Below are 24,439 nucleotides of genomic sequence, written 5' to 3'. Positions count from 1 at the left end.
TGAAAAAATCCTGAAAAACACGGGAAGGTGCGCGAAATGGAGAAAAAGACGATGAAGGCCGCCGTGCTCGCGGGGCCGCGCGACATAGTTGTGAAGGAAGTGCCAGCGCCGGAAGTCAAGCCGGGGCAGATAGGCATAGACGTCTCGGCCTGCGGCGTCTGCGGCAGCGACGTACACATGTGGAAGGCCGGAAAGGGCTGGGGCAAAGGCGAGATGCCCGACTTCATGATGGGGCACGAGTTCTGCGGCGTCGTGACCGAGCCCGGCGAGAGCGGCTTCAAGAAAGGCGACCGCGTCGTCTTCTGGGCAAACCTCTACTGCGGCGAGTGCGACATGTGCCGCGCGGGGCTCGAGCATCTCTGCCGCTCCGTGAACGGCACGAACTACATCGGCTTCGTCTGCAACGGCGCCTATGCCGAAAAATTCGCGGGGCCGGCGAAAAACGCCTATCTCCTGCCCGACTCGGTATCCGACGTCGCGGCGGGACTCATCGACCCGCTAATGGTAGCCTATCACGCCGTGCGCAAATCCGGCGTGAAGCTAGGCGACAAGGTGCTCGTCGTCGGAACCGGCATAATCGGCCACATGATAGCAGAGCTCGCGAAAAAATCCGGCGCTTCATACGTCGCGATGTCGAAGCTCGACGACCGCAAAATCGAACGCGCGAAGCGCGCGGGCTTCGTTGACGATTTCTTCGACGGCGGCGACCCCAGCGCGGCGGAAAAGATGCGCGAGGCGACGCGCGGCGGCTTCGACGTATCCTTCGAAGTCGTCGGCTCGGAGAACACGCTCGGCCTCTGCATCGACGCCTCGAAGCCCGGCGGAACGGTCGTCATGATAGGCAACAGCATAACGGAGACGATACCGGTCAACATCAACCGCGCCGTGCTTCAGGAGATAAAGCTCATCGGCAGCGTCTCTTGCACGCGCGAAGAGTTCGAGGGCACGATAGCGCTCATCGCGAACAAAGTCATCGACCCCGAAATATACGTGACGGACATAATTTCGCTCGACGAACTTCAGCACACCTTCGAGCGCCTGTCCGACCCCGCCGGCCCGATACTCAAGGCCGTCGTGAAGCCGTAGCGGAAAAAGCGCGAAACAGCACAGAACGACATCGCCGCGGCGCGGGACGGGAAATCCGCCCCGCCGCGGCGTTTTTTGCGCCATCCGCCATACGAGAACAACTTGTGTCAAATTTCCATGACGGGGCATCTCGTATTTTCCCACGACGTGGTCATAGGCACAGAAGGACAGACGCAAACTCCATGAGTGAGTCTGTATTACTTACGGACATAAGCATCACTAATGACTAAAATTGGACTCCAATAAGGAATAACAACAACCAATACACAGGCACGTTTGACGACGGCAGACATGCGATAAGCGGCCTACAGCAGCGCGAATACGTGAAGCTCTTCGCTCTTCTCGGCAGTAACGATATGATGAATAACATTACAGTTGAGGCCATAAACTAACGTGGGGTTTCTCTTTCCCATATTGTTATTTCTTATTTTATTTTTCGTCTTATAATAGTTCAAATTCTCCGTTATTAAACACTTTTGTTTTAATTACCTCGTGAGTAAGTTGCCCCGCCTTATAAGCCTCAACGCACAGCAGAAGATTTGCTACAGCTATGGCAGTCCCGTTAATCGCTTTGTTCCTACTTATCCGCATAATTTGTGCCTTAAAATTACCGATAAAATGTCCTGAAACGAACATAAAATAGAACTCATTTACCTCTTCAGGAAAATGCTTCCACCATTTATTTGGGTTTATTTTTGCATCCCGCGTTTGATTTTCGCCAATATAACGTTCCATTTCGTCTGCCTGTGAAATGGGTAGATTATAACCTCTGGAATATGCTTTTGTATCTATGATTACACCATAATTGTATTTCTCTGAGCTGGTGTAGATTATTCCGTCAGGCTTACGGCTTCCTCCTAAATGCAAGCCTTGATAACCGCACTCTTCTGTCAGCAAGCCTAACGTTTTCATCTCAAACAGGCGATTCTGTTTGCTATCGTATGCAAGGTCAATAAGCGATAGATACTCATGCGGTAGATGCAATAATTTTCCCCTGATTTGCTCTTTCGTTTCTTCAAAATCAGATTTTGTAAATGACTGCGACATAGGAATGCTAAAATCGTTGATTACATCGTCAAATAAATATTCGCCGCCTTTTATTAATATTGCAATGCCAATATTCTGTAATCCTCTAATATCGTCGGCAACAGTATTGTCGTTTTCTTCAAAACCATTTGATGCAAGAAAATTTATAACATCACTGACTGAAGCCCCTCGCTTGTGCTCGGACAAACATTTTAAAATGAGAGCTCGGCGCGTACGTAAGTATTCCCTATCTGAGCCTTTGGTGGCTAACATCTCCCAGCATACGTTTTTCACAATCCGTTTATGTCTGCTTTTCCCTATGGACCTTCGTAATGCTGTAATTCCAGCAGCCGTGATAGTATACGAATGTGCTATCGTATCGGTGTAGCTCTTTTCGCCTGACCAAACCGTGATTTCTTTCGGGACGCGTGTGACAAGTCCAAGGTTTTCAAGCCACTTCGCAATCATCCTTGCATATTTATCCGATGAACCTTCCCAGTTTGCTTTCATGGTGCGACGCTCTGTTGCTTCTGCGTTTGCCAACGAACGTACAAATACTTTCTGAGGCATACTGGTAAAGCCGTCCTCACCGATAAAGCCTAACTGACGTCCTATTTCAAATTTCGTGAGGTGCGTATCTTCCGTTTCTGATAACAAGCTTAATACCCTTACTGCTGGAGGATATGCCAAAGCAGCGTTTATGAGCAAATCTTTTTCTTTACCGGATAACGCTTCTCCCTCGCAACGGGCCTGCACAAGTTCCAGCCCACTGTCAGTTATTTCAAGGCTATCGTCTGCGTAGTCGTATTTGATGAAGCCAAAGCAATGTGCCCAGCGCACAAAATTATCGGCGGGCCAGTCCCCGATAAAATCCCGCCCTTGCCCCTTAACTGCCGCCTGTATAATACCATTGCACCTTGACGCACTTCTTGGGGTAAATGATGTGCCGACAAGGTGCGCATATTTTAGTTTCAATGGCTTGTGCCGCAGTGCCTCGATGAATACATCACGCCCATCTTGCTCCGCGACTAGTCTCGGGATAACTTTGTCTATCATCTCACCATGTTTTGCAGAGCAAGGGTCAAACACGGCAACAACATCGCAAAGGCTTCGCAGATTACTCGGGTCTTGCACCCAACCAAAAGCGCGGAATCGTCTATTATATGTAGGGATTATAGAAATCATGGTTTTCCGGGTTAGTAGTTTATTATCAAGACTTCCCGGCTCTCTCCTCTCTTTGTGTTATAGCTTGAATTTGAGTAATTCATAGACAGATCGATAACCTTATATTTACTAGCCCACGCAGAGAGGAGTTCATTTACTTTTCCCTTGTGCTCAATGACGTTCGACAGGGCAAACTTTATGCCACGCGCGTTTGCCGCATCCAAATAATCATACAAAGTTGACTCCTGTTCCAGCTTCCAGTCTTTGAATCCTCTGTTGCCGTCGTTATACGTTCCTGTCGTTATGAGGTAAGGAGGGTCGCAGTAAATCAAATCGTCAGATGCTAATGATTCAAGCGGTATCTGCACGAAGTCCCTACTCGAAAATTCGATATTTAATCTTTGAAGTTTTGAAACAAAAGCTATCAAGTTGTGTTCCATGTTGTCGGAGAAACGGCTTCTGTTTCTCCCGAAGGGGTTGTTGTACTCAAGATTATTGTTAAAGCGGAATTGGTAATTGAATGAATAACAAGTAAGAGTATATAAATCTATGGGGCTTCGTGTGGCGTTGTAAAAGTCCCTGAACCGTTTAAAACCATCTTCATTTTCTTTTGACAGGCCATATTCAACTATGCGCGCCTTTATTTGACTCAATATTTCCGAAAGACCGGTGTTTCTGAATGCCTGAAACATTTCGATTATTTTTATATTTATGTCATTGCAGATAATTTTATTGGCATTCACATTGATTGTGACGTTACATCCTCCTGCAAATAAATCTACAAAAGTACCTATATAGTTAGGAAAATTCGGCAAAATTTGCGGAAGTAGTTTATATTTCCCGCCAATATAATTCACAGGGCTTTTGATATATTTTTTGGTGTCGGCGATGACTTCGCTACCAATATAGGGCGTTTTGCAAAAATCAAAATATGATTTCCTTGAGATACACTTTCTTATGTAAAAAATATATTCGTATAAATATTCCTTCTGCATAGTCTTTTTGCTCATATACTGCCGATAGGGGACGGAATACATTTTATAGCTCTCTGCAATTCCGTGCCTTTTCAAAATTTTTTCAATATCGTTGGCAGCCATAAGTCCGTCCGTGCTATAGCTCATTACGATATTATTGAAATCAGCCTTGTTTATTAAGTCCTCAAATGCCTCCACAACCTCGCCTTTTATGCAAAAAGACGATTTTACGCTATTACATGGACGCATCCCCGTTATGCCGTGTATTTCCGGGTAATCATATTTTGATATTGTTTCAAGCAGATGATAGTTCTGTGCATACTGCCTAGAATTATATGGCGGATCAAGATACAAAATATCGCCGCTCAGTTCGCCGATCAACTCATTTGCGTCTCTATTATAGCTTGTATTGCGCCTATGATTATTGATAACATCTAGCCGCGCGAGCTCCAAATCCTTGAATGACCTTTTGTCCCAGTATTTCAGATATGCGCCGTAAGTACCTGTGATGTTGGATACAGACGGCACGCCCTCGATAAGCCCGGCTAGCAGATAATAGTATTCTAGATCATATAGCAGGCCTTCCCGCTTCCACGCCTCAATTGTGTTGCGGACAAAATCAATTCTCGCCGCGTTTTTATTTGAAAGATACATCCTTTCGCAGCCTCCATGCGGCGTATAATTTTTCGTTATAAAATAATGGCTATCATTGTAATCCAATATTTGTATCTGTGTTTCTTCTAAAAAACGAAATGGGTCGAGGATGCCGATACTCTTAAGCTTTGAGAACTCAGGTGTAGAGTTGTTCTCTATGGTAGCTTTCTGTATCACGTAGGAAAAATACAGCGTGTCATTTGAGATGATTTCATAACGCGGCTTGAAATACCTGGCGACAGAGCCAGTGCCGGCAAAAATATCACAGAAGGTCTTCTCGTTCCCCTCTGTATTCTCAGATATAACCATATCAATGTTTTTCAGCAATTTTGCTTTGCTTCCGATAAATCTCATCACAAGCACCTCAACATCCTAAAACATCCTTATTTTGTATCATAAGATGTCGGACCATAAAAGTCAATAAACAGGCCGCATTCATTGCGGTTTTGTCACAGTACTTAGCTTTTCAAGCCAAACAAGACGCTGAACATTAGCTATGAGTTGATACAGTGAATTGATTTAATAACAAAAACACTGTCCCACAGTAATTCTTTTGGAATTAATAAATCGTGCGCCTCCCCCCCATATGCCGGAACATTAGATTGCTATATTTAGAACATGCGCCACGGTTTCAGCTTATTGTATTTACTCTTGCGATTTCGGTTATAAGATTGCCGAGTTAACATAAATTTCTTTCGCCCTGGGTTAATCCGCTATACAGCAAGAGCTAGCGGGCCGCCCGCGTTTCGCCGGAAGGCCCGCCGTTTCGGATTTTTTATGCTTTTACTGATTTCGCCGCGTTACAGTCTCTTGCCGAAGAAGTCCTTGAGCTTCGCGACTTCGAGATTGACGTACTCGGGGACGTAGTAGGTTTTGATGTGCGTCGCGCCGGGGACGAGGTAGAGCTCTTTGTCGTTTGTGCCCGTCGCTTTGCCGAAGGCTTCGAGCGTCATGTAGAGCGAGTCGGCCTGAGAACCCGCCATCATGAGCAGCGGCATGTCGATGAGATCGATGCCGTCAACCGCGTCCCAGCTCATAAGCTCCATAAGGCTGCCCGCAGCGTAACGGAAGGTCGAGTTCGGGTGGCGGTGCGTCCTGCCGTAGTAGAGCATCCCTTCGCGGTAGAGGTCGGTCGGGATCTTGCTTATCGCCTCGTCGGTGAGCGCGTCGAAGTCTACCTCGCCGGCGTAGGTTATCTTACCGGCCTTTTCCATCGCGCGCGCGTCGGAGGCCGCCTTCATGCGCTCGTTTATCGAATCCATCTGCGAGTTCATATAGCCGTTGCGGCGTACCTGCCCGCTGTTGAACATGCTCAGCGTCGCGACGGCCTTGAAGCGCTTGTCGGACTTCGCGGCGTTCAGCGTGTAGCCGCCGCCTCCGCAGATGCCGAGCGCGCCGATGCGGTTCGCATCGACTCCGGGATAGGTCGAGATGTAGTCCGCCATGCCGTGGATGTCCTCGGTGCGGTAGAAGGGCACGTCCTTGCTGCGCGGTTCGCCGCCGCTCGCGCCCTGGAAGGCCGCGTCGGCCGTTATCGTGACGTATCCGAGCTCGGCGAGGCGCTGCGCGAAGAGGCCCGCGACCTGCTCTTTGACGCCGCCGTTGGGATGGGCGACGACGACCGCGGGATATTTCTTCGACTCGCTGTAACCGGCTGGCGTGTAGACGTTGGCGGCTATCTTGATGCCGTTGAGGTCGTAGCTTACGGGGTGGATGTTGACCTTGCCGGGCTCGTTCTTCGTTATCGCTCCGGCGTAGACGAGGCCGAAGGGGTTCTTCGCCTTCTCCGCCGCCTGCGCGGGAACCGCGAAGGCCGAGGCCGTTACCGCCGCAGCGGCGGCGAGCGTCATTACAGTCGTTCCGATCGTGTTCATTGCTTTCGCTCTCCTTTGTATTTTTTTTCGCCGGAGCCGCGGCGCTCCGGGCGTTTTATTATTTCCGTGCCGCGCCGTGAAAGGTTTTCGCTTTGCGCGCCGTTTCCCGCGTTCCGCGTCCCTCTCTCTGTCACGGCGTCATTGTACGGCGCGATGCTTGCGGCAGTATGACGCGCGCTCCGCGTAATCTTGCGTTTCGGCGGCGCTTTGTTGCGGCGCGTTGCGGTTTTGTAACTTTTGCAAGAATGCGCGAAAACGCCGGCGGGCGTTCAAAAAATCCATGCCGCTTCCATGTGCAGAATGCGTTTTCCTGTAAAGCAGGCGCGGTTCTGTCTGCGGGCTTTCAAGAATATCCGCGTTGTTTTCATATGCCGGACGCGCCGCCGCGGGAAAAATGCAGAAAACATGAACGAAACGCCGGAATTGTGATAGAATGAACATATTGAAATAATTTTTTAAGGAGGAGTTCCACAATGAAAACAGAGTTCACCTTTGACAAAATGAAACAACCGACAGCCCCCCCTTAGAAGTAAACTTAAGGTCATTTTTATCGCTTCTACTCGCACTATTCTCTTTTCTCACACTTACTCTCTCGTCCGTTCCCGCGCTCGCGCTGAGCGGCGAAGGCACGGCGGAAAACCCCTACGTAATATCGACCGCGGCGGATCTCGCCGGATTCCGCGACATTGTAAACAACAATACAAACGCGGCCGCGTACGCGAGACTCGCGGCGAATATAGACCTCTCTCAGCTTCCCGAAGAACAGCAGAACTGGACGCCGATAGGCACTGAAAGCGTGCCCTACGCAGGAACCTTCGACGGCGACGGCTATACGGTCAGCAGCCTGTCGATACACAGTCCGAGCAGTAGTTACATCGGATTCTTCGGAAATGTCAAAGGCGGCACTGTAAAAAACCTGACCGTCAGAACCGCCGAAACTTACAGTGATGACGGCGGAGAATACGCCATGACCGGCAATCAGATGGTCGGCATAATAGCCGGTAACATAAACGACGGCGCGAGGGTGGAAAACTGCGCGGCCTACGGAAGCGTCAGCGCGACCAACACCAGCAGTTGCCGCGTCGGCGGCATCGTCGGGCGCAGCGACGATACCGGCGCAGCCAATTCAATAAGCGGATGCGTAAACTACGCCGTAGTACACGGCTCTGGCGAACGCACCGGCGGTATAACCGGGTACATCGGCGGCGGCGGTACCGTCTCCAACTGCACGAACAACGGCAAGGTGACCGGAACAGGGCGGGTAGGCGGTATAGTCGGTATTAGTTTTGGCGTTAGTCCCGTAACGGGCTGCACGAATAACGCGGAAGTGTCTGGCAGCGGCGACTGCGTTGGCGGAATACTCGGGCGCAACGACAGCGGAGGAGGCCGCGCCATCAACTGCACGAACAACGGTAAAGTAACCGGAGGCAATAACACAGGCGGTATAGTCGGTTTTAGCAACTGGGGTTATGTAACGAACTGCACGAATACAGCGGAAGTATCCGGCCGCAACTCTACCGGCGGAATCCTGGGGGTATGTAATGACACGTTATGGATGGATGACTGCATGAACCTTGGGGATGTAAACGGAAACGGCTATGTTGGCGGCGTCGTAGGAGACGGCAAAAACAAAATTACTATGAAAAACTGCGGATTCCTCAAGACCGACATCATAAACAGCAATCTGAGCGGAGGGGGCAACGGCACCGGAGGCAGTAAAGGCATAACCCCGATAACGACGGAGGATGCCGCAGATAAAATCGTCTCGACGCTCTCCGCGTCGATAGACAACGCGATAATAGCGCCGGGCGGAACGGCGGCGATAACGCTCTCCACCTCCCCGAACGACGACACGTTCGACGACAGCGGCGCGGTGCGCAAAGTCGAAGCCGTAAGCGACCAAATGGATACGGCGTCAGTCTCCTATACCGGCGGAAAAGTCATAACGGTGACGGGCGTCGCCGCCGGAACGGCGAAGATAACTGTCACGGCGTATTTATACACGACGGTCATGTCCACAGGCGAATACGGCGACAGCCGCAAACAAACGTTCACCTTCAACGTGACGGTGAGCGAGACCGCTCCGGTAACTCCCGAAACGCCTGAAACCCCCGAAACGCCTGAAACCACGGAAACTCCCGAAACGCCTGAAACCACGGAAACTCCCGAAACCCCGCCGACGCCCGGTACGTCCGGCGGCGGAGGCGGAAGCGGATGCAACGCGGGCTTCGGCGCTCTCGCGCTGCTGGCTCTGATTCCGCTCGTTCTTCGCACGAAGAAGAAATAACGGCGGAAATCAAAAAATCGAAAAGAGAAAAGAGATTCACAGAGAGCGCGGCCCTTCTGGGCCGCGCTCTTTTACGGGCGTTTGAATCCGTTTATCCATTTATACTTATTTATACTAATTTAACTTTATATCAAACATTATGTCGCCCCACAAATCCCCGGTGCCCAATGAAGTGGGGCAGGCTCTGCCCGGTAAAGCGGGGCATGCTATGCGGAGCCTCCGTCCCATACCCTGTAGCCGTTTATTATAGCTATAGCGCTTCATTCGGCCTCTGTGTTTGGGATGGAGGTTCCGCGGAGCCTGCCCCGCTTTATCGGGTACAGAAGATTCGCGGAACGACGGTGTTTTTATGTAGAAGTTAAAGCACTATAATTCAGCAGCCGGCCCACTATGCGGGCGAAAACGCTGTATGGCACGCTTCGCGCCGCAGGCGCGGAACGCTGTGGAGCTGCGCAGCTTTTGCCGAATCAATCGGGCTGACGAGCGCAGGAGACCACGGCGCAAAAACGCGAATCGGGCGCTGGGCCTTTCGGCTTCGCGCCCGATTCTGTGCGTTCGTTCCCGACGTTCGGAAAATTTCTCTATTTTCTCGCTTCAAGCGCGGCTTCGAGCGCCGTCTGAGCGTTCGCGCCCTCTTTGTCTCCGACCTCGGCCTTCACGGTTTCAACGAAGCCGGCGAGCTGTTCGGGCGTCACGCCGGTGTTCATGGTGTTGCCGGTGTGCGAGCGGAGCTGCGCCTCGGCCCCGTCGATCGTCGAGAGCGCGGAGATCGTCGCGAGCTCGCGCTCCTGCCACGTCAGCACGCCGCGCTCGAAGATGTCGGCGAAGAGGTGCTGTTTGAGGAAGGCGTCTATGCCGGGGGCGAAGTCCGCGTTCGCGGCCTTGTAGACGCGGCCCACGAGCTTGTTGCGGTTCTCGCCGCCTATCTTGTCGCGGTCGGCGTCTCGCGGAAGCGTCTTCGGCTCTTCGCCGCGCGGGTCGTTTATCCCCGCCTCGGCGCGCTCGTCTACGAGCGCCATGAAGTTGTTTATCGCGTTGAGGCTGCGCGGGAAGCCGCAGTAGGCGTAGAGCTGTATCAGCACTTCGTTTATCTCGTTGACGGTGAGGCCCGCTTCGAGGCCTTTTTCGAGCGCGGCGTGCAGCTTCGGCATGTCGCCCTTCGCTGTGAAGGCCGCTATCGGCACGATGGCGCGCTGCTTCGGCGAGAGCTTTTTATCGTCAGCGGCGAAGGACGCCGAAGCGCAGGCGAATATCAGGGCGAACGCCAAAAGGGCGCAAATTCTTGTCATATCAGTTACCTCCGTGAATTTTTTGTCTTTCAGTCTATATCCGAACGGCGCGCTCCGCGTCCGTTATTTGCCGGGATAGTCCGCGCCGCTCGTCTTTTCCATCCACGTGCTGCTGCGGCCTTCCTCGTCGAGCGGGGCCATCGCTATGTGGCTCATCGAGGAATCGGGTGCCGCGCCGTGCCAGTGCTTGACGTTCGCGGGGATCCACACGGCGTCGCCCTCGTTCATCTCTACCGGAGCCTCGCCCCACTGGCGCACGAGGCCGCGCCCCGAGGTGATTATGAGCATCTGTCCGCGCGGGTGCGTGTGCCACGCCGTGCGCGCTCCGGCGGGGAACGTGACCTCGCCGGTCGAGACGCCTATCTCCTTCGCCGGGAAGAAGCCTCTCGACGCAGCCGCGCCCGTGAAGTTGTCGGGCGACACCGGCGCGGCCTTCTGCTCGTCGTGTTTTATTATCCGCACGTTCTGCGCCGCGCCCGCGCACATCGTGTTCCACAGGAATATCCCAGCCGCCGCCGCGAGCGCGAGCGCCGCGGCTATTCTCACCGTTCTGTTCATGTTGACGTTGCCTCCGTCTGTTTTTTCCGTTCCGTCCGCGTTTCGCGCATTTGCCGCGCGCGCGGAAATTTCCGATTCTGCCGCCCGTCCGCCGCGCGTCACGCCGCCATCGTGGACGCTCCGCGCGCGCCGCTTTTGGAGAGCTCTTCCTTATAGTAGGCCGCCGCGCGCGAGAGCATCGTTATTTTCTTTTTCATATCTTCGAGCTCGGATTTCGCGCGTTCCATCTGCTCCGCTATTATCGCGCCGCGGCGCTCGAGCGCGCGCCCGCCGCGCCCCGCCTCGACGAAGGCGCGTATCCGCGCTATGGGCAGCCCCATCTCGCGGAGGGTCTGTATCGTCCTGACGCTTTTCAGGTCCTCGTCGGAGAATACGCGCCTGTTGCCGTCGTCGCGTCCGAGGTCTGGGAAGAGCCCCTCCTTGTCGTAGTACCTGAGCGTATAGCCGGAAATCCCCGTTAGCTCCGAGACCTGTTTTATCGTGTACATTTATATCCCTCCGCGTCTTTCGTATTTTTTCCGCCGAGGGCTTCCTCCCCCGGCGCTTTATAATCTACCGCGCGCGCCTTGCGCCGTTATGACGCGCGCCGTGCGAAAGATTTTATTTTCTTGCCACGCCTTGCGGTTTTGTAAGATTACGTCGCTGGAGAAAGGCGCGCCGCTATATTAAAATTGGGAAAAAGAAAGGAGGCGCGCGGAAATGTCATCTGAACGGCAGAAAATACTGATAGTGGACGACGACAAGGAGCTGCGCGAGCTGATAGCCGAGACGCTGGCGGGCTACGGCTACGCCTCGGAGAGCGCGAAGAACGGCGAAGAGATGTTCGCGGCGCTCGGGCGCGGCTCGTTCTGCCTCGTGCTGCTCGACATAATGATGCCCGGCGAGGACGGGCTTTCGCTCTGCCGCAGGCTGCGCGCGCCGGGGACGCGCTGGGCCTCGCTGCCCGTGATTTTCCTTACGGCCCTGCAGGACACGACGGACAAGGTCGTCGGCCTCGAGATAGGCGGCGACGACTACCTCTGCAAGCCGTTCCACGCGCGCGAGCTGATAGCGCGCGTGCGCGCGCTGCTGCGCCGCGCCTCGATGTCCGGCGGCGGTCAGCCCGCGGAACACGGCGGCGAGGGCGGCGGCCTCCTCTGCTTCGGAAGCTGGAAGCTGAACGCGATGGCGCGCTGTCTGATAGACGAAAACGGCGTCGCGGTGCCGCTCTCGGCGGCGGAGTTCCGCCTGCTGATGCTGCTGCTGAAGCACCCGCAGCAGGTCGTGACGCGCGAGATGATCATGGACTACCTCGCGGAACGCAGCCTGAACATCTACGACAGGAGCATCGACGCGCAGGTGAGCCGCCTCCGCGCGAAGCTGCGCGACAAGGGGCCGAACCCGTCTCTGATACGCACGATGCGCGGCGACGGCTACATGCTCGCCTCGCCGGTGCGGCGCGAAGCGGCGGCGGAGTGACGGAGAGATAATCCGCATGGAGCCGCTCGTGCTCGCGGGGCTTTTCGTTTTTTACGCCGCCGCCGAATACCCGCTCGTTTCCGTGCCGGCCGCCGGAGCGCTGCTTTGGTTTCTATGCCGCATCGACGGCGGGCTCGTCCCGCTGTTCGCCTTCGCGGCATACTGCGCGCTCGCCGCGGCGGCCTACGTCATCGGCGGCTCGTTCATCCGCACGCCCTGGGCCGCCATAGGCGGCCTGATACCGCTCGGGATAGTAATCTCGCTGTTCCCCGTAATTTTCGGCGGGCTCTGGTGGGCGCTGCGGCGCATCATAAAATAAAAGGAGGAGGGCGCGATGAAAGCCTTCTTGAAATTTCTGCGTCTCGACTCGCTCTGCGGGCAGCTCGTCATGATAGCGGTACTCAGCGTCGCGGCGCTCCAGTGCGTGAACTACTACGCGGTATATTCGATACAGAAATCTTACGCGGGAGAGTTCCTAGCGGTCGGGCACGACTACCTCGCCTCCGTCTGCCAGGCGCTCGCCTATATGACGCCCGGCGAACGCGCGGAATACCTCGCTTCGCTCGAACGCTCGCGCGCGCCGCTGAAGAAGCCCTTCCGCTTCCGCGCCGCGGACGCTGCGCCTGAATGGGAGACGCAGACCGATTACTACAAGCCGGTGCTCGCGCGCGAGGCCGTCTCCGGGATACTCGCGGAGGCTGGGCTTCCGCCGCGCGACATACGCGCGCGCGTGCTCGGCGAAGGCTCGCCCGAGGCGTCGTCCGAACGCTACGCGGGCTACGTCTTCCCGATGCTCCAGATGCTCGTGCAGTCGGAGGACGGCTCGTGGCTTGAGCTGGCGCAGCCGCTCTCCGTTACCGACAGGCGGCTGATATGGCGGCAGAGGATGTTCATAATGCTCGAATCGGTGATATGCTCAGTCGTGATAATGCTGCTCATCGTGCGCGCGATGCTTCCGCTTAAAAAGCTCGGCGACGACGTGGAGCGCTTCGGCGGCAGCCCGGAGACCGCGAAGCCGCTCGAAGAGCGCGGCAACTACGAGGTGCGCGAGGTGGCGCGCTCCTTCAACAAGATGCTCGCGCGCATACAGCAGAACCTCGCAGAGCGCAACAACATGCTCGAAGCGATGGGCCACGACCTGCGCACGCCGCTCGCGCGCGTGCAGCTCCGTCTCGACAGCATAGAGCCGCCGGAGCTGCGCGAGAAGTTCGCCGCGAACATAGAAGAAATACGCTCGATAACAGAGCAGGGGCTTGAGCTAGCGCGCAGCCTGCGCACCTCGGAGAAGGCCGTGCCTATGGACGCCGCGGCCTTCGTCGAGAGCATAGCCGACGACATGGCGGCCGGCGGCCGCGCAGTGACGCTCGTCCCGACGCCTGAATGGGACGAGCCTCTGCTCGTCGCGGCGCGCCCGACATGCCTGCGCCGCGCGGTCGAGAACCTAGCCGGCAACGCGCTGAAATACGCGGGCGGAGCGTCGGTCTCCGTCGCGAAAACCGGCGGACACGCCGTCATCCGCGTCGAGGACGACGGCCCCGGCATCCCCGAAGAGCTGCTCGAAAAGGTCTTCGAACCCTATTACCGCCTCGAACGCTCGCGCAACCGCGGCTCGGGCGGCACGGGCCTCGGCCTCACGATAGCACGCAACATGGTGCTGCTCAACAACGGCGCTCTGACGCTCGAGAACCGCCCCTGCGGCGGCCTCGCGGCGGTGATAACTCTGCCGCTGCTGCGCCGGGCTAAGATCGGCGTAATATCGCGATAGAGGGCTTGCCTTCGAGGACGCTCTAAGAATTAGCATAAATTTATAAAAAAATCACAGTCGATGATTCCGGGCGGAAGAGCGCGGCGGCTTCCCCGCTGTTGGAGCTTTGCCCGGCGAAAGGAGAAAAACGGAAATGAAAAAAGGAATCGTATTTATCGCGGCGGGGCGTCGGAGGGCGAAATAGCGGCGTGGCTCGACGGACTGAAAAAATAACGGGGCGCGCGGCAAAAAATAAGAGACTTACGGAGGATGAGACAGATGAAGGTACTTCTGGTAAACGGCAGCCCGCATCAGAACGGGACGACGCGCGCGGCGCTCGAAGTCGTCGCGGACACTCTGACCAAAGAGGGCGTGGAGAACGAGATTTTCTGGCCCGGCGCGAAGCCCATATCGGGCTGCATAGGCTGCCACGGATGCGCGAAGCTCGGCAGGTGCGTGCTGAACGACGGGCGCGTCAACGAATTCGCCGAGCTGGCGTCGTCGGCCGACGGCTTCATATTCGGCACCTCGGTGCACTTCGCGAACGACACGGGACACATCACCTCGTTCATGCACCGCGTATTCTACTCGGACTTCGTCGGGCGAGGCGGCGCGACGTTCCGCCTAAAGCCCGCCGCGGGAGTCGCCGTCGCGCGCCGCGCGGGGACGACCTCGGCATTCGACCAGCTCAACAGGGTCTTCACGATATGCGAGATGCCCGTCGTCTCCTCGCGCTACTGGAACGTCGCCTTCGGACACGACGGCGAAGAGCTGATGCAGGACGCGGAAGGGCTCTGGACGCTGCGCACGCTCGGGCGCAACATGGCCTTTTTCCTGAAGTGCATAAAGGCCGGACTCGAGCACGGAGTGAAGCTTCCGGAGCAGGAAGAGCCGGTCTTAACGAATTTCATAAGATAGCGGCTGCGCGCGGCATTAAACAATCTAGGGCTGCGGCGCATAACGCGATGAATAAGGCGGGTGAGCGCACATGCCGCATACTCGCGTGACGCGGCGGCCTGCTCGCCAATGGGCGGATTTGCGAACAGACGCGGGGGAACGGGGCGGGATTGGGGCGTTTCTTGCGTTAGCGCGAATCCGCGGGCTTTTTCCCACGCCCGCTAGTCTTCGCTTTCGAGCGGGCGCAGGCCGGGCTCTTCGACGGCGGCTATCAGATGCGAGCGCACGAAGCCGTATTCGCGCAGCTTTTCGAGGAAGGCGCGCATTTCCTCTTTCGAGCGGAAGGCCGCCTCGATGAGAAAGTCCAGCTCGCCGTATATCTCCCAGAAGCGCATGACCTCGCGCGAATTTTCGAGCAGCGGCACGAGCACGTCGTTCGGCTTCTTCTTATATTTCGCGTCGGGGTCGAACTTGAAGCTCACCATCACGTGCAGCGCGCGCCCGACGGCCTCGGCGTCGAGCGCGGCGCGGTAGCCCGCTATCACGCCGGATTCCTCCATGCGCAGCACCCGCTCGCGCGCGGCGGGGCGCGTCAGCCCGACGGCGCCGCCGAGCTCCTTGTACGTCGCCCGCGCGTCGCTTTGCAGCAGCGCGAGGATTTTCCAGTCGGTAGCGTCGAGCTCCTCTTTTTTCATACTCAACGTAAGCGCGCCTCCTTCACGGCGTAATCGAAGGCGCGTTTCTTCTTTACAAACGTAGGCGCGCGCTCCGTAAAAAGATTCTATCCGATATTCTATAAAAACGGAAATTTTGAGAGAATAGCCCCGCGTAAGATAAACGTGAGGGGTGACGACGATGTCGGAAATCTGCGGAGATAACAAAAAAACGTCGAGTGCGCCGTTCTGCACATGCGTGGACTTCGCCTGTCCGAACAATCCGGCGAACCACGGCAGAGGCTGCACGCCGTGCGTGGCGGCCTGCGTGGCGAAGCGCGAGATTCCCGTCTGCTTCTACCGCAAACAGCAGCCAGATATGTCGCGCGACCAGGATTACAGCTTCGAGGGGTTCGCGCGCTTCATTATGACGGGAAAGAGCAGATAGCCGATGGACGGCGGACGCGCGCGCGGAGTGCTGATGGCGCTCGGCACCGCCTTCGCGTGGGGCGGAACGGGCTCCTTCGCCAAGCTCATAGCGGCGGGCGGCGTGAGCCAGCTCACGGTCGTCTGCTACCGCGGGCTCTTCGCCGCGGCCGCCGTCGGGGCCTTCATGCTCGCGCGGCGCGGCGCGGCCTTCTTCCGCTGCGGGCGCGCGGAGCTCGCGCAGTACGCGGCGCTCGGCGTCTTCACTGTGCTCTTCAACGCCACGGGCTATATGATGTCATGCGTCTATCTCTCCGTGCCGCAGGTACTGATGCTCAACTACACCTTCCCGATTGTAACGATGGCGGGCAGCGCTCTGATAAACGGCGAGCGCCCTTCCGCGCTGCAGGTGCTTTCCGGCTTCGTCGTACTCGCGGGGCTTTATATCGGCTTCGCCGCCGGCGGCGTCGGTCTGCGCTCCATATCGCTCGCGGGCGTCGCGTGGTCGATGCTCTCCGTCGCGGGGCTTTCCGGCAACGCACTGCTCTCGCGCAAAATTTCGGCGAAGGCCGACCCGCTGAAGCAGCTTTTCTATTCGCACCTCATAGGCGCGGTCATGCTCGCAGCCATACGCACCTTCACGGAAGGCTGGCCGGACCTCTCGAACATGACGCCGCGCATTTTCCTCTATATGCAGTACCCCGCGGTGTTCGCGGCGCTCGCAGGCTACGGCCTGCTGTTCTCTGCGCTGCGCTACATCTCCGCGCCGCTCGCGAGCATGATATGCACGATGGAGACAGTCTTCGCCGCGGCTCTGACGCCGCTCATCATCGGCGAAGTCCCGCCGCTCCACGAGCTCGCAGGCTGCGCGGTCATCGCCGGCGCCGTGGTACTTTCGATATTCTCCGAGCGCGCGCGCGGCGACGCGTAGGATCAGGCGCGCCTTTTACCGCCCGCCGCCCGTTCTCATGCACCGGGAACGGACGCGCGGGCTTTTTCGCATACGCCGCCTTTGACATAGAGCCGGCTCGAAATGCTACGATGTGCCGAAGAGGTGAACGATTATGACTATTGCGGAAGTTTCCGCCAAATACGGCATGACCGCCGACACTCTGCGCTATTACGAAAGGATAGGCCTGCTGCCGCCGGTGCCGCGCAGCGCGGGCGGAATCCGCGACTACGGCGAAAAAGAGTGCGGCTGGATAGAGTTCGTGAAATGTATGAGGGGCGCCGGGCTTCCCATCGAGGCGCTCACGGAGTACGCGTCACTCTGCCGCCGGGGCGACGAGACCGCGCAGGCGCGCCTCGACCTGCTCACGGAACAGCGGGCGCAGATGACGCGCCGCGCGGAGAAGATAGACGAATGCCTGAAACGGCTCGACTATAAGATAAACGAATATTACTCGAAGATACTGCCCGCCGAGCGGAAAATCGCGGGCGCGGCGGATACGGCGCGGGACTGAGCGCGCTTTTGCGTCAAGCCTGCGGCCGCGGCGCGGCGGCCGGACGCTTCGAGCGCCGTCTGCCCCCTCTTCTCGAACGGCGGCGCGGGAGCGGATTCTCCGTTTCCGCGCGCATCAGCCAGTTGTTGAGCGCGTTCGCGCTCATCGCGGTCTCCCTGTCGAGCCGCGCGTCCGGGTCGCGGTGCAGCACGCGCTTCGCGAGGCCGAGATCCCGCGCCTTCGGGCAGTCGGCGAGGCGCACGTTCTTCTTGCTTTTCAGACGGCTGACATATTTTTCTATTTCCTCGAGGTCTTCGCACGAAAGCAGCTCCGGCAGCTCCGGCTCGGGAACTTCCGGCGGCTGCGAGAGCTCAGCGAGCTTTCTGAAAGAATCTATTCCCAGCTCGCCAGCTATCTTGAGAGCGAGCCGCGCGCAGCCCTCGGCGTCGGAGCCCGCGTGATGCGCGCGCAGCGGCAGTCCGTAGCGCTCGCAGAGCGACTCGAGGCTGTACTTGTTGTTCTCGCCGTGGATGCCCGCACGCAGCGCTAGCTCGAGCGTGCAGATGTAGCCCGCGGCCTTGTAGTCGTATTTGAGCCGCGACGAGCGCAGCGCGGCTTCGAGTGTCTTCGCGTCGTCGCGGAAGCTGTGCGCCGCGAGCGGACGGCCCTCGACGTCCGGGAATATCTCGCGCCACACCTCGGCGAAGGACGGCGCGTCGGCCACATCCTCGTAGGTTATGCCGTGTATCTCGACGGGCTTCCTCTGGAAGAAGCAGATGCGCTTCGGCGGCTTCACGAGGTACTCGCGGCTCTTCACTATCTTCCCGCGCTCCACCACGCAGAGCCCTATCTGGCATACGGAGCTCTGGCAGTTGTTCGCGCGCTCGAAATCTATCGCCGTGAAGGTGAATTCGTCGCTCTTCGGAAGATCGTCTGTGATCTTGATGATCATGCGCGCGCCTCCGTTTCCGGCAGGCTTTCCGCGACGTAAGGGCGCGTCACGGACTTTTCGCAGGAGAGCATATCGCGCGGCGCGCCCGCGAAAATCACCTCGCCGCCGGAATTTCCGCCGCCCGGGCCGAGCTCTACGATATAGTCGGCCTCTTTCATCACGTCTACGCTGTGCTCGACGAGGAACATAGTGTTGCCCGCGTCGGTCATTTCGTTGAAGAGCTTCATCAGCGTGCGTATGTCGTCGAGATGCAGTCCGTCGGTCGGCTCGTCCAGAATGAATATAGAGCCGCGCAGGCCGAGGTGCGAGGCGAGCTTGACGCGCTGGAGCTCGCCTCCCGAGAGCGTCGTCATCGACTGGTTCAGATGCAGATAGCCGAGCCCGGTGCGGCGCAGCGACGTGAGCTTCTCGCAGAGCGGACGGCCCGCGAAAAATTCCGCAGCCTCGTCAACCGTCATGTCCATCACCTCGGCGATGTTCTTTCCCTTGTATGTGTAGGCGAGCGCCTCTTTCGAGTAGCGTTTGCCGCCGCAGAGGTCGCAGACGGTCTCTATCGAGTCCATGAAGGCCATGCCCGAGACTATCACGCCCGAGCCTCCGCAGGCCGGGCATGCCCCTTTCGAGTTGAAGCTGAACCACGCCGCCGAAACTTTGTTCTCCGCGGCGAATATCGCGCGAATCTCGTCGGCTATGCCGAGGTATGTCGCCGGCGTCGAGCGAAGGTTGATGCCTATGTTTTTCTGTCCGATGAATATGACTTCTTCTTTTATCTGATTCTGGAAGGATTCCATGAGCGAGCTCTTGCCCGAGCCCGCGACGCCGGCGATAACCGTGAGCACTCCGAGCGGCAGCTCGACGGAGACGTTCTTTAAGTTGTGCAGGCTCGTCGGCCCGACGCGGAACCAGCCCTTCGGCTCGCGCAGTTTCTCTTTGAAGGGACTTTTCGCCTGGAGCATCCGTCCCGTCAGTGTGCCGGAGCGCAGCAGCTCTTCGTAGCTTCCCTCGAAGACTATCTCGCCGCCAGCGCTTCCCGCGCCCGGCCCCATATCCACAACATGGTCCGCGAGCTTTATCACCTCGCGGTGGTGCTCGACGATGAGCACCGTGTTGCCGTGGTCGCGCAGCGCGCGCAGGGATTTCGTGAGCAGGCCGATGTCCTTCGCGTGCAGCCCGACGCTCGGCTCGTCGAGGACGTAGGCCATGTCGGTCAGCGCCGAGTTGATGTACTTCGCTATCTTGATGCGCTGCGCCTCGCCGCCAGAGAGCGTGCCCGTGCCGCGCGCGAGCGAAAGATAGCCTAGCCCTATCTGAATCAGAGCGCCGAGCCGCCGCCCGAGCTCGCGCTTGATGTCCGCCGCCATCGGGTCCGTTATCGAATTTACGAAGTCGAGCGCCTCGGGTATGGACATCGCCGTGACGTCCGCGATGTTCTTCCCGTTTATCAGACAGCTCCGCACCTTATCGTTGACGCGAGAGCCGCCGCACGCGGGACAGGTGAATGTCGTCACCATATTGTCGAGGATGTGCTGGAAACGTTTGCCCTCTTTCGTGTTTATGATGCTGCGGTACATGCGCGGGAAAATGCCCTCGAACTTCGCGCTCTTCGGCCAGTTCGACGGCGGGTTCTTGAGCCTTATCTGCGGCGAGTGGAGAAAGAGCTCGAGCTCCTCAGGGCTGTAGTCGCGTATTTTTTTGTCGAGGTCGAAAAGTCCGCTGTATGCGTAGCGCTTCCAGCGCCAGAGGCCGCGTCCGAAGGTCGGGAAATGTATCGCGTCCTCGTCGTTGAGGCTCTTGTCGAAGTCCACGAGCTTGTGTATGTCGAGCTCAGTCACTTCGCCGAGGCCGTCGCATCGCGGGCATTTCCCCGCGGGATGGTTGAATGAGAATGCGTCCGAGTAACCTATGAACGGCCGCCCGACGCGCGAGAAGAGCAGACGCAGTATCGAATATACGTCGGTGTAGGTGCCGACGGTCGAGCGCGTGTTCGCGGCGGGCTTTTTCTGATCTATCACTATCGTGACGGGAAGGTTCGCCATGCGCTCCACCTCGGGCCGCCCGTACTTCGGCAGATAATGCTGCACGAAGCTCGGAAAAGTTTCGTTAAGCTCGCGCCGCGACTCCGCCGCTATCGTGTCGAGGCAGAGCGACGACTTGCCGGAGCCAGAGACTCCCGTAAACACCGTGACGGCCTTCTTCGGTATCTTCACCGATACGTTTTTCAGATTATTTTCATAAGCGTTGGTTATCTCTATAAAATCGCGAATTTCCTGCCGCATTTTGCGCCGCGCTCCCCGTTGCGTTCGTTTACCGGATTATTATAACATCAGCCCGCCGCGGGCCTTAAGAACGGCCCGTTCTGCGTCCGCCGAGAGTGGCCGCGCCGGGCTGTCTTTATATATTAAAGTTTTTCTACTTCAAAGAAAATAGTATAAAGATAAAAAATTTCTCAGTCTCACGCCTTAGACATACTAAAGCCAAAACAACGACTGTACTAAAATTTAAAGTAAACTAATGACAAACGGACGGCGCGTCCGGCCTTGCGGACGAACGCCCGTCGAGGCTTTACACGAAAATTCTCATAACAAGTACGTTAAATCTGATATATAACCGCTTAGCAATATATTTTTTTAATTTTATGCGCATGACATAAATTTTCAAGCAAAATATTTGTTAAAAATTACACTAACGTAAGCGCCTGCTTATCATACTAAAGCAATAAGTAAAAGTACCTATAGATTTAACGCAAAAAATACGATGTTAAATATTTATTCTTAAATAAATTAAATAAAATCTCAATTCATCTCATTAAGTTTGTGATTTTCAGCAATTATTTACATAATTAAAGATATATGCTACACTTTTTCATGCAGGGGTACTACAAATTACAAAATGACCTAAAGGTCAATATATTGGAAGGTATGGTGATAATTGTGAGAAGATTCATGTCGTTAGCATTATTGGTTTCCCTGTTGGTCTTTTCATCCGCCGCGGCGTTCGCGGAGCCTGCCTCTAAGGAAGGCTGGCCGAGCCAGCTCAAGTTCTCGGCAGGACCTCCCGGCGGAAGCTGGTTCGCGCTCGGCAGCACCCTCGCGGACATGTGGTCGAAGAACACTATCCCCGTCACGAGCAGCTCGGGCGGCGGCGTATCGAACATCATCAACTGCGACCGCGGGCGCGGAGATTTCGGATTCTCCAACACCTCGATACTCGGAGCCGCGGTCAAGGGCGAGCAGGACTTCGAGGGGCGCGCGACGAAGAACGCGACTATTCTCGCCAACCTTTACACTCAGTACACCTATTTCGTCATGAATAAAAACTTCGCCGAAAAGAACGGCATCAAGACCGTAGGCGACATCTTCGAGAAGAAGGTCCCCGTCAGAATGGCAACGCTGAAGCCAGGCACAGGCTCCGAGTTCGTCTTCAAGGCGCTTCTATCGAAGGGCTACGGCCTCACCTACGACGACGTGAAGGCTATGGGCAGCTCCATCGAGTTCGCCTCCTACGAGGGCGGAGCCGACCTCATGGCTGACGGACACCTCGACCTCTTCGCCTTCTCCGTCGGCAAGATAGCCTCCATCGTCATGAACATCGAGAGCAACACCGACATCGTTATCCTCGAAGTCGACCAGCCGGCGCTCGACGCTCTCGCGGCGGCCTACGGCACCGTCACCTTCACGGTAGAGCCCGGCATCTACAAGAGCGTCACCGAGCCGGTGAAGACGGTCGGAGACTACACCTGCATAGTCGTACGCGACGACATCCCCGACACGCTGGCCTACGAGCTCTGCAAGTCGATGTGGGAGCACAAGGAAAGCCTCGCCAAGGCCGTCGTCGACCTCAACGAGCTGACGCCGGAGATAGCCGTCCCCGAAGGCGTGCCGACGCAGGCCGGCGCGAAGAAGTTCTGGGAAGAGCTTCGGGCTCAATCGAAATAACGCAGCTTCTGCACCGGGGCGGAGGAGCTTTCCTCCGCCTCTTTCATTCAAAGCACCGGCACGTCTGAAATCCCCTGCGCACAACGACGGCTTTGAACCGTCGCACCCCAGATACCAGGAGTGGTGTAACAAATGCGAAAATTGAGCGGATTAAGCTATAAATTTATTTACGTCTATTTTGTTATAATCGGGCTCTTCCATCTTTATACGTCGATATTCGGAGCCTACGAATCATATCTCCAGAAGAACATCCACCTCGGGCTCGTCCTGCCCACGGCGTTTTTCCTGTTCCCGATGTATAAGGGCGCGCCCAAGGACCGCGTGCCTATATACGACTGGATACTCGGCGCGCTTTCGGCTATCCCCTCGCTCTACGTCGTGCTCAACTATGACGACATAGTGCTGCGCGTCGTGCAGGTCGACCCGGTAACGCAGGCGCAGTTCATATGCGGCATCCTGCTCTTCGTCCTTCTGCTCGAAGGCACGCGCCGCGTCGTCGGCATCCCGCTGACTCTCATCGCCTTCCTCTTCGCCGCATATATGTACGTCGGGCAGATGCTGCCCGGCGGCCTGCGCGGGCTGTCTTTCTCGATGCACGAGGTCGTGGAGCAGATATACCTCACCGACGAAGGAATATTCTCGATGCCGCTCGGCGTCTCCGCGACGCTTGTCGCAGCGTTCCTGATATTCGGCGGATTCCTTGAAAAATGCGGCACCGGCCCGTTCTTCATGGACGTGGCGCAGGCCTTCACCGGGACGGCTCCGGGCGGCCCCGCGAACATCGCGGTCATGAGCTCCTGCCTTTTCGGCTCGATCTCCGGCTCCGCGGTCGCCAACGTCTACGGGACGGGGACGTTCACCATTCCTCTTATGAAGAAGATAGGCTACGCGCCGTATTTCGCGGGCGCCGTCGAAGCGGTGGCCAGCTCGGGCGGGCAGATAATGCCGCCGGTCATGGGAGCCGGCGCGTTCCTCATGGCGTCGTTCCTCGGGCTGCCCTACACCGATATAATCATAGCGGCGCTCGTCCCGGCGCTTCTCTATTACGCCGCCGTATTCTTCATGATCCGCCTCGAGGCGATGAAGGAAGGGCTCAAGGGCATAGCGAAGGAAGACCTTCCAGACAAGCGCATCGTCATTAAAAAGGCATACCTCTTCATCCCGCTCGTCGGCCTCATCTCGCTGCTCTTTATGGGCATGACGCCGATGCGCGCCGCCGCGATAGGCGCGTTCCTCGCGTGGGCCGTCTCTCTGCCTCAGCCCGAGAACCGCATGGGGCCGAAAGAAATAATCGACTCCATCTACACCGGCGTCAAGAGCATCACGCTCGTCTGCGTCGCCTGCGCGACGGCGGGCATAGTGCTGGCCTCCGTCTCTCTGACCGGCGTCGGCGTCAAGCTCGTCGGCATGGTGCTCGCGCTCACGCACGGCATCCCGCTCCTCGCGCTCGCGCTCGTCATGATCGTCTCGCTCATACTTGGAATGGGCCTCCCGACGACCGGGGCGTATATCCTCGCCTCCGCGCTCGGCGTCCCGGTGCTTACGCGCCTCGGCTTCGAGCCGCTCGCGGCGCACCTCTTCGTCTTCTACTACGCGATAATCTCGAACATAACGCCGCCCGTCGCGCTCGCGGCCTACGCCGCGGCCTCGATAGCGGGCTCGAACCCGAACAAGACCGGCTTCACCGCCTGCCGCCTCGGATTCCTCGCCTTCGTCACGCCCTTCGCCTTCTGCTACGACCCCGGCATCCTGCTACAAAGCGACCTCGTAGGCAACATCTTTGGAATAGTGGCCTGCATAGCGGCCTGCTTCGGCTTCGGCTTCGCGATGGAGGGCTATCTGAACCGCCTGCTCAAGCCGTGGGAACGCGCCGTGTTCGTATTATTCGGCTGCATGGGGCTCCACCCCAACCCGGTAATAACGACGATAGGCGCGGCCGGCGTCATCATCTTCTGGGTGCTCATAGTAAAACTCGGCAAAAAGAACAAGGTCACCCCTGCCGCCGCTTAACCTCAACGGA

21 protein-coding genes are annotated in these 24,439 nt (G+C 57.0%); 11 read left to right on the top strand and 10 right to left on the bottom strand.

Going from position 1 to position 24,439, the window contains the following annotated elements:
- The first annotated feature begins 36 nt into the window (after positions 1-36).
- On the top strand, positions 37-1,086 hold the full coding sequence (locus B5F39_RS04005) for an alcohol dehydrogenase catalytic domain-containing protein (RefSeq protein WP_204245029.1): 1,050 nt from the start codon (positions 37-39) through the stop codon (positions 1,084-1,086).
- Between the two features lie 441 nt (positions 1,087-1,527).
- On the opposite strand, the gene B5F39_RS04000 is transcribed toward B5F39_RS04005, so the two are convergent.
- From B5F39_RS04000 to B5F39_RS14000, 4 genes are all read right to left on the bottom strand, one after another.
- Positions 1,528-3,297 (bottom strand): restriction endonuclease FokI C-terminal domain-containing protein, encoded by a 1,770-nt coding sequence (locus B5F39_RS04000; protein WP_087364206.1) that lies wholly within the window; start codon positions 3,295-3,297, stop codon positions 1,528-1,530.
- Positions 3,298-3,308: 11 nt separating this feature from the next.
- Positions 3,309-5,258 carry a Dam family site-specific DNA-(adenine-N6)-methyltransferase gene (locus B5F39_RS03995; protein WP_087364204.1) on the bottom strand — a complete coding sequence of 650 codons (1,950 nt, stop codon included), beginning with the start codon at positions 5,256-5,258 and terminating at the stop codon, positions 3,309-3,311.
- 446 nt (positions 5,259-5,704) lie between these two features.
- On the bottom strand, positions 5,705-6,778 hold the full coding sequence (locus B5F39_RS03990; protein WP_204245027.1) for an alpha/beta hydrolase: 1,074 nt from the start codon (positions 6,776-6,778) through the stop codon (positions 5,705-5,707).
- A gap of 138 nt (positions 6,779-6,916) precedes the next feature.
- Positions 6,917-7,252: a hypothetical protein gene (locus B5F39_RS14000; RefSeq protein ID WP_143330649.1), complete on the bottom strand. Its 336-nt coding sequence runs from the start codon at positions 7,250-7,252 to the stop codon at positions 6,917-6,919.
- Between the two features lie 322 nt (positions 7,253-7,574).
- Between B5F39_RS14000 and B5F39_RS03985 the strand changes: the two genes are divergently transcribed.
- The gene (locus tag B5F39_RS03985; protein ID WP_087364202.1) at positions 7,575-9,065 is read left to right on the top strand and encodes a Synerg-CTERM sorting domain-containing protein; all 1,491 of its coding nucleotides are present in this window, start codon (positions 7,575-7,577) and stop codon (positions 9,063-9,065) included.
- 581 nt (positions 9,066-9,646) lie between these two features.
- On the opposite strand, the gene B5F39_RS03980 is transcribed toward B5F39_RS03985, so the two are convergent.
- The 3 genes from B5F39_RS03980 to B5F39_RS03970 all read right to left on the bottom strand — a co-directional run bounded on the left by B5F39_RS03980 (position 9,647) and on the right by B5F39_RS03970 (position 11,400).
- Positions 9,647-10,354, bottom strand: coding sequence for a carboxymuconolactone decarboxylase family protein (locus B5F39_RS03980; RefSeq protein WP_087364200.1), 708 nt, complete (start codon positions 10,352-10,354; stop codon positions 9,647-9,649).
- Between the two features lie 63 nt (positions 10,355-10,417).
- Complete coding sequence (locus tag B5F39_RS03975) at positions 10,418-10,912, bottom strand: cupin domain-containing protein (protein WP_204245026.1); 495 nt, start codon at positions 10,910-10,912, stop codon at positions 10,418-10,420.
- A gap of 98 nt (positions 10,913-11,010) precedes the next feature.
- Entirely contained in the window at positions 11,011-11,400 is a 390-nt protein-coding gene (locus B5F39_RS03970; protein WP_087364198.1) for a MerR family transcriptional regulator, read from the bottom strand.
- A gap of 211 nt (positions 11,401-11,611) precedes the next feature.
- On the opposite strand from B5F39_RS03970, the gene B5F39_RS03965 reads away from it, so the two are divergent.
- The 4 genes from B5F39_RS03965 to B5F39_RS03950 all read left to right on the top strand — a co-directional run bounded on the left by B5F39_RS03965 (position 11,612) and on the right by B5F39_RS03950 (position 15,032).
- The gene (locus B5F39_RS03965; RefSeq protein ID WP_087364196.1) at positions 11,612-12,370 is read left to right on the top strand and encodes a response regulator transcription factor; all 759 of its coding nucleotides are present in this window, start codon (positions 11,612-11,614) and stop codon (positions 12,368-12,370) included.
- 16 nt (positions 12,371-12,386) lie between these two features.
- The gene (locus tag B5F39_RS03960) at positions 12,387-12,689 is read left to right on the top strand and encodes a hypothetical protein (RefSeq protein WP_087364194.1); all 303 of its coding nucleotides are present in this window, start codon (positions 12,387-12,389) and stop codon (positions 12,687-12,689) included.
- Between the two features lie 15 nt (positions 12,690-12,704).
- Entirely contained in the window at positions 12,705-14,135 is a 1,431-nt protein-coding gene (locus tag B5F39_RS03955; RefSeq protein ID WP_087364192.1) for a HAMP domain-containing sensor histidine kinase, read from the top strand.
- A 258-nt stretch (positions 14,136-14,393) separates the two neighbouring features.
- The gene (locus tag B5F39_RS03950) at positions 14,394-15,032 is read left to right on the top strand and encodes a flavodoxin family protein (protein ID WP_087364190.1); all 639 of its coding nucleotides are present in this window, start codon (positions 14,394-14,396) and stop codon (positions 15,030-15,032) included.
- Between the two features lie 200 nt (positions 15,033-15,232).
- Here B5F39_RS03950 and B5F39_RS03945 read toward each other — a convergent pair whose 3' ends face one another.
- Positions 15,233-15,706 (bottom strand): Lrp/AsnC family transcriptional regulator, encoded by a 474-nt coding sequence (locus B5F39_RS03945; RefSeq protein ID WP_087364188.1) that lies wholly within the window; start codon positions 15,704-15,706, stop codon positions 15,233-15,235.
- A 160-nt stretch (positions 15,707-15,866) separates the two neighbouring features.
- Here B5F39_RS03945 and B5F39_RS03940 point away from each other — a divergent pair, with 160 nt between their 5' ends.
- From B5F39_RS03940 to B5F39_RS03930, 3 genes are all read left to right on the top strand, one after another.
- The gene (locus B5F39_RS03940) at positions 15,867-16,112 is read left to right on the top strand and encodes a DUF6485 family protein (RefSeq protein WP_087364186.1); all 246 of its coding nucleotides are present in this window, start codon (positions 15,867-15,869) and stop codon (positions 16,110-16,112) included.
- A 3-nt stretch (positions 16,113-16,115) separates the two neighbouring features.
- Positions 16,116-17,021 (top strand): DMT family transporter, encoded by a 906-nt coding sequence (locus B5F39_RS03935; RefSeq protein WP_087364184.1) that lies wholly within the window; start codon positions 16,116-16,118, stop codon positions 17,019-17,021.
- A gap of 133 nt (positions 17,022-17,154) precedes the next feature.
- Entirely contained in the window at positions 17,155-17,553 is a 399-nt protein-coding gene (locus B5F39_RS03930) for a MerR family transcriptional regulator (protein WP_087364182.1), read from the top strand.
- 13 nt (positions 17,554-17,566) lie between these two features.
- Here the strand turns inward: B5F39_RS03930 and B5F39_RS03925 are convergent, their stop codons facing one another.
- A complete protein-coding gene (locus B5F39_RS03925) occupies positions 17,567-18,484 on the bottom strand; it encodes an exonuclease domain-containing protein (RefSeq protein ID WP_087364180.1) in 918 nt (305 codons plus the stop codon).
- Entirely contained in the window at positions 18,481-20,760 is a 2,280-nt protein-coding gene (locus tag B5F39_RS03920) for an excinuclease ABC subunit UvrA (RefSeq protein WP_087364179.1), read from the bottom strand. The genes B5F39_RS03925 and B5F39_RS03920 overlap by 4 nt, the downstream gene beginning before the upstream one ends.
- 642 nt (positions 20,761-21,402) lie before the next feature.
- Here B5F39_RS03920 and B5F39_RS03915 point away from each other — a divergent pair.
- Positions 21,403-22,419 (top strand): TAXI family TRAP transporter solute-binding subunit, encoded by a 1,017-nt coding sequence (locus B5F39_RS03915; protein ID WP_087364177.1) that lies wholly within the window; start codon positions 21,403-21,405, stop codon positions 22,417-22,419.
- A 132-nt stretch (positions 22,420-22,551) separates the two neighbouring features.
- Positions 22,552-24,429: a TRAP transporter permease gene (locus B5F39_RS03910; protein ID WP_087364175.1), complete on the top strand. Its 1,878-nt coding sequence runs from the start codon at positions 22,552-22,554 to the stop codon at positions 24,427-24,429.
- The last annotated feature ends 10 nt before the right edge of the window (positions 24,430-24,439 follow it).

Origin of the sequence: Cloacibacillus sp. An23 (assembly GCF_002159945.1) — a bacterium.
In the GTDB taxonomy this organism is placed as follows: domain Bacteria; phylum Synergistota; class Synergistia; order Synergistales; family Synergistaceae; genus Caccocola.
This window is presented reverse-complemented; position numbering and strand designations above follow the sequence as displayed.